This window comes from Salinivibrio sp. PR5 (assembly GCF_001996085.1).
Classification (GTDB): domain Bacteria; phylum Pseudomonadota; class Gammaproteobacteria; order Enterobacterales; family Vibrionaceae; genus Salinivibrio; species Salinivibrio proteolyticus.
In genome coordinates, this window is the sequence record NZ_MUFK01000074.1 from 1 (window position 1) to 6,100 (window position 6,100).

Genomic DNA, 6,100 nt, shown 5'->3' on the forward strand with positions numbered 1-6,100 from the left:
ATCTATAAATATCTCATTGACCTGAGTCAATATTGGTCGCTGATCGATCTTATTTTCTAGTGACACTTCCCCACTAATCCATACAGAATGAACCGCACATTGCTCATTTCCAACCACAAAGCGACACTGGTCAGAATCTAATGCTTTAATGAGAGAAGCATGAAATGGGCGGGTACATCTTTCCATGCTCGGCCAATGAAATAGTGCGATCTTTTGATCGGCGACCAGCGCCTGATTAAGTTTTTCAACCCAACCCGGTCTCTCTGGCGTAACGAGAGAAAAATCCGCGACAAGCAGCACATCAAAGGTGTGATCATTCTCTCGGCCTCTCAACATCGTTTGTGGGATCAACGTATCGGCTCTTGAGAGAGACTCGGGTTGTACGTCACGCACCAACCCTCTTACTTGGTGATAAACGGCCCGCAAGCCAAAATACACACTTCGTACATGCGAGATAGATTGACGTGTCAGTGACGAAGCTTGATCCAGTGCAAACGCCAATGGAACATCCGGCAAGATCTTAGCCACCGCATGCTGACCATAAAAGGCAGTCACACGCTTGATTAAATCCGTATCCGCAGCACAGCGAACCGGATCCCACATGCCAACCTCAGCCAAAACCTGCTGACGGAACAAAAACGACGAGTGACTATAGTGAATAAGCTTTTCACTTGGACGCCAATTTTGGGTCACGCGCAACTGCGCATCTACCCGCACCCAATGAGTGCAGACTCCCATCACGTCTGCATGGGCAAGCAAATACGTCATTTGTTGGGCGATTTTCTCAGGGTGCGACCAGTCATCTGCATCATGGGTGGTAATAAAATCCCCTCGAGCAGCCTTGGCACCGGCATTCCGCGCCGCATAGGCACCTTGGTTAGAAGGCTGACGTAACAATTCAATACGTGCATCCCGTGCTTGCCAAGCCTTCACCTTAGCGACCGTATTATCATCCGAGGCATCATCGATAACCAATATCTGCAGAGATTGCCACCGTTGGGCAACCAAGGATGAAAGGGCAATATCAATGCTATCTTCCGCATTATAAACGGGGATAATCACCGTCACTAACGGGCCCTCGACCGGTGTTGTCGGTAAGGTCGTCACATTGCGGAGCAGTAGACAATCATCGCTATTGAATGTTTTGATGGGCGCAAACTCATGGCGTTCAAAGACGTGATTAAGCATGGATAAACGTTGCTGATCCTCACTGTGAGCATTCGCCCACGCCAACATAAAATCAGCGTCTTGCTGCCATTGAGCTAAAAATGGCGCCAATACGTCGTGCATTGCTGCCACCCCATCACAACGATAGTGCGCGAAGGCATGTAACAGTATCGCCGCTTTTCGCTCATGGTAGTCGTCTGCAAGCGGCAACAAGGATGCTGAGTATGTGCGATAGGCACACCACTGTTGATGGAAAAAAGCCCATCGCGCCAACTCGTAGTAACTGTAAAAAGCCAACCGCCTCGACGTCGTTGAAGGCTTTGCCCAACTCGTCAACTGAGCGAGTGCAGTCTGCGAAAAGCCTCCCCAAAGCGCATCTCTGACCTGTTTAAGCTGATACGTTTCTTCCCACTGCTGTTGGTTAACCAATCGCCCTTCATGGCAGCCGTGGTAACTATAGTGCAACAACGGATTGATACCGGCCTGCGCAACATCTGGATACATCGCCAAGTAAAACTGAGATGAAAACGTCGGCCCGGGGTCGGCTCCCTGCGTGGCATGCTCTATATAGTGTTCAGCACAGGCCTTATCGCTTAAATCACAAGGTAGCTGCTGCGCCTTTTTGTACCAACTGAGATCAAAATAAGGAGAACCAAGCACTGTGGTAAGCGCTGCATCAAAGGTATCCGAACGCGCCACACTAGACGACGCCATACCAGACGACGAACCAAAAAAAAGCGCCAAGCGATGCTTGGCGCGTACAAGAAAAGAACGACTCATAACAATACATCAACCATGAGTAAGACAACGTTTTAGCCAGCGTTTAGCGCGCTGTTGATAACTCGTCGATGAAAGCGGCTCGCCATTTGACACTGTCAGTTGAACACTCGCGATAGGCACACAGTGCGCATCGGTCTGTAACGACAACTGCACAGGCGCATCGCTTTGTTCATCTAACTGATATCTCACACTAAAGCCGCACGGCGATTGCTGCCAATACGCTGACGGATAGTTTTTATCCGGGAACAAGGTCGCGAGTACATCTTTTCGCTCGCGTGCAAACGCAAAGGTTTCACGTTTTGTTCCTTGGCTGACCACTAACTGCAATGGGCTTTCCGTTTCATCCAGCCAACCGGCCCAGCCGGACAGCCGCAATGTATTCTCTTCAACAATGAGCTGATTATTCACGGGCGAGTCTAAATGAAAACACACACGATCACGCCATTGTTCAGGCAACTGGCGCGTTACGCGTACACACTTTGCCTGCTCACTCAGCGAGTTTTTTGCCAAATGCTTGGCATACGCACTGGCACGTTCGGGAGTACGAGCTGGCACCCCCAATGCGTGCGCCTGTGGCCACTGCAGTTCTACCGGAAAATAGCCGCTATCAAAAAATGCCTGAGCAATGTCTGCGCGATACGACTCAGGAACAAAGGAGTCCAACGCAACGTCTGTAAAACCGGCTTGCTCTCTCCACATCGCCACAAGCTCTTGATGCAAACCTTGCTCGAAGATCTTTTTCGTCACTTTATCAATTGTTGCCGAGGTGTAGAGCTCATCAACAATCGCTTGTATGGCGGGGCTGCATGCAAGCTGGCGTTGTTTAATACGGTAATAGCATTGATCGCCCGATAACGTCTTAATGTCGGTTTGCTCAAATAAACGCCGTGCGATGGTGCTTTTACCCGTGCCCGGTTTATCCATCAGCAAATACGCATAAGGGCGGCATTTTCGTACATGCACCACATAACGTTGTAATGGATCACCGGCTTGCTTGACGCTATGACCGACCACTTTCCACGCATAGTCTTTAAGCATGCTGCCAAGCTTCACTCGGGTAGGAAATAAACGCTCATCGATCGCACGTTTTACCGGTATAAACGCATCTTTGCTCCCGGGAGCAATACTAATTTCAAGCACCAAAACCCCTTGGGGGTCAAGCTGTTGCATTATTTGATGGATCAAAGCTTCTTGATCGTCTGCATAATGTAACGCAGACAAAAAGGTGATCACATCGAAAGGACCTTCGGGCAATGTTTGCCAAGACTGGCACAAGAATTTTCCCTCAGGAAACCGCAACGATGCCCTTCCAATCGCTTCTTGTGATTGATCGATCCCTATCACACTTTTTGCGCCTTCAAAAAGCGCATAACCACAAAAAAAACCCTCATTACACCCGACATCTAAAAATCGTTTCGCGTGTAAATCAGGTAATCGAAGCGCGGCTAACTTGTCTAATGATTTAGACCCTCCCTTAACACCGGGAAAGGTTTGATACTGCATAGAATTAACACTATGTTGGGGCGCAACTTTCGTTGCACGTTAATCGAACACGGCAACAGCCCAATAAGCTAAAGCAAATGATGGTGCGCCCCAAACCTAGGCAGCGCACCATACTGATCAGCTAGGCTGTTTCTGTTTCTGGTGCACCTTGTGCCACCTTCACGGTAGGCTGCTGTGAGATAGGCGTATTATGATCTTTTTTATACACCTGCTCAAAACAGTAGTTTGTGGCATCAATATACCCTTCAACACTACCACAATCAAAACGCTCGCCTTTAAATTTGTAAGCCAGCACACACCCTGCTTGAGCCTGCTTGAGCAGCGCATCGGTAATTTGAATTTCGCCGCCCTTGCCTGGCTCGGTTTGCTCAATTAATTCAAAAATATCAGGGGTAAGTATATAACGGCCAATAATAGCGAGGTTACTCGGCGCCGTGCCGGGCTCTGGTTTTTCAACCATATCATCAACCCGGAACAAATCATCTTTAATCGCTTGCCCTGAAATCACACCATATTTATGCGCTTGGTCCTCTGGCACCTCTTGTACCGCCACAATGGTGCAACGGAACTGGTTATACAAGGCCACCATTTGCGCCAATACGCCTTGTTGCTCATTCACGCACAAATCATCGGCTAACACGACTGCAAAAGGTTCATCACCAATCAAAGGACGGCCAGTCAAAATGGCATGGCCAAGGCCTTTCATTTCACGTTGACGAATAAAAGTAAAATTCGCGGAGTCAATCAAACCACGAATATCATCTAGCAGGGCCTCTTTACTGGTGCCTTGAATTTGATGTTCTAACTCATAGTTCTTATCAAAATGGTCCATCAACGCCTGTTTGCCACGGCCAGTAACCACACACATATCGTTCATACCGGCTTGAATGGCTTCATCTACGCCATACTCAATCAACGGCTTGTTCACCACCGGCATCATTTCTTTTGGCATAGATTTTGTTGCCGGTAAAAAGCGCGTGCCATAACCAGCGGCAGGGAACAAACATTTTTTAATCATGAAAGGACTCTCCTAGAACTGACAATTATTTTACAATTTAATATTTAGGCTAAAGACCATATTATCGATGAGTAACTCTTTCTTTTTGAGCGTGCCAATTGAGCAAAGTCTCTAAGCTAGGGTTTTCTAGCCACTTGCGACACGCTTCACTTAATCTCGGCCGATAACTTTGGGGAAGGGAAGGCCACATTTCATTCAACGACTCTAAGCTGCCCAAGGATAAATGATCCTGAAAATAAGCTTGCTGTCGCTCAATATCATGACACCGTTGAGCCTCACTTCGCTGCAAGGTTGCAGCTAGTTGTGCTACCAAATCTGATTCCGTAACCGGAACTACCACCTTGGCTGCAGCTAAAAACTCAGTGGCTGGTGTAACTTGCGCCAATACACTAATACCTAAGCCTATCGCATCCACCATTTTTGCTGGCAACTGGTATTCAGCCACCATACTGTCACTCGATTGCATCAATACACAAACATCGGCTGCAGCTAACACATCGGGCAAGGAAAAATAATCTTGGTTAGCTAAAAAACGATACTCTACGTCCTTAATAGACAACAACTCTTGCTTTAAAGTTGGATCATCAAAATCGCCGACAATCATAAAAACCACGTCGCTCCGCTGCAATTGAGCAATCGCTCGTGCAGTCTCTAGTAGGCCTTTATGGCGTCTTGGTGTACCGCAAAACATAACCACTTTTTGCTCAGCCGCTACATGAAGAGCCTTTCGGCTACGCTGATAACGTTGAGGGTTATAATAGAACTTTTTTTCATCACGTACATGAGGCAGTAAATGACCGCCATATCGTGCTTGTAGTGCTGGATTAGAAACACTGATCACAGGCCAACGCAAACACTCTGCAACCGATAAACGAGTCCATCGGCCGTTGTGAAGATTCTTTAACTCAGGTAACGAAATACCTTGCCTTTGTAGGGCATCCCATCCTTCTGTCTCAGTTGATTGAGAAAATCCTAACTCCTCATCATCAATATCAACCACAATGTCAGCACCCCAAATCCACTCATATAAGCAACCTAAAACTAAGTTGGGTAACCGTGGCTTAGAAAGATGTACTCTCTGATAGGGATGATGTAATACAAACTCAATCGCTTGCTCTATAAAATGGTTTTCCTCGCTCACTTGGAACGTATGCAAGGAAAAAGGTAGATTGCTGATGGGCGGCCACAACGTGCCGCCCCAACGTGTAAACAAACAACCTATAATATCTACCGGCTGACCTTGAGTAGCGTAAGCCTCGGCTAAAGTCACCGCGCGCCCAGCAGGATTATGAGATAGCTCCCAGCTACATACAGCCACCTTATTATCGTCTAATCGCAATTGAGGCACACGTTGTAAGCAATAGGCAAGATTAAACAATACCGACGAACGTAATATGTCAGGGCAAAGTGGCAAATAGTCGATATAATGTTGAGCTGCAGAATCCCACTGATTTACTCGAGTGAAAGAATTACCCAATGATAAATTCATACATAGTAAAAATCAAAAATAACAGTGTCATACTAAAATATCACCCTCTATCTTATATCCGTTACACGCAAAGGAAACAGTCTGTTTTTCCAACACTTCGTTTGGTTTCCTGCATGTTACTCTAAAACCAGCATATGCGTTTA

The 6,100-nt window shown here is 47.0% G+C and carries 4 protein-coding genes; all 4 read right to left on the bottom strand.

Features of this window, described 5'->3' with window-relative positions:
* Positions 1-1,947 (bottom strand): glycosyltransferase family 2 protein (locus tag BZG82_RS15650; protein ID WP_077766275.1); only part of this gene is annotated, 1,947 nt, incomplete at its 3' end.
* 9 nt (positions 1,948-1,956) lie between these two features.
* Positions 1,957-3,450 carry a methyltransferase domain-containing protein gene (locus BZG82_RS15655; protein ID WP_077766276.1) on the bottom strand — a complete coding sequence of 498 codons (1,494 nt, stop codon included), beginning with the start codon at positions 3,448-3,450 and terminating at the stop codon, positions 1,957-1,959.
* Positions 3,451-3,571: 121 nt separating this feature from the next.
* The gene (galU, locus tag BZG82_RS15660; protein WP_077766277.1) at positions 3,572-4,468 is read right to left on the bottom strand and encodes a UTP--glucose-1-phosphate uridylyltransferase GalU; all 897 of its coding nucleotides are present in this window, start codon (positions 4,466-4,468) and stop codon (positions 3,572-3,574) included.
* Between the two features lie 61 nt (positions 4,469-4,529).
* Entirely contained in the window at positions 4,530-5,957 is a 1,428-nt protein-coding gene (locus BZG82_RS15665) for a glycosyltransferase (protein ID WP_077766278.1), read from the bottom strand.
* Positions 5,958-6,100: the final 143 nt, after the last annotated feature.